Source organism: Paraburkholderia sp. SIMBA_054, from assembly GCF_046534875.1.
In the GTDB taxonomy this organism is placed as follows: Bacteria; Pseudomonadota; Gammaproteobacteria; order Burkholderiales; family Burkholderiaceae; genus Paraburkholderia; species Paraburkholderia hospita.
The window spans coordinates 1-253 of the sequence record NZ_JAWRXV010001237.1; the positions used below are offsets into that span (position 1 = coordinate 1).

Below are 253 nucleotides of genomic sequence, written 5' to 3' on the forward strand. Positions count from 1 at the left end.
TTTCAATTTCAATGTCGAGAAATTGTTCCAGCTCCACATGCGTCATCTGCAGCAGCTTGATCGACTGCATCAGCTGGGGGGTCATCACCAGCGATTGCGATTGACGGAAATCGAGCTTGGGCGACAGAGCCATGCGACGCGTTATTCTCCCCCGTTAAACCCTGTCAATAACCGCGGAACACATGGTCAACGCGCGAGATATCCTTGACAGCAATCTGGCCTTCAGACGGCACTCATCGACATGGGACCTGAG

General features: G+C 53.0%; 1 protein-coding gene. It reads right to left on the reverse strand.

Going from position 1 to position 253, the window contains the following annotated elements:
• The coding region (locus tag SB822_RS59060) for a hypothetical protein (RefSeq protein ID WP_410859370.1) at positions 1 to 133 on the reverse strand (133 nt) is incomplete at its 3' end.
• Positions 134 to 253 lie beyond the last annotated feature (120 nt).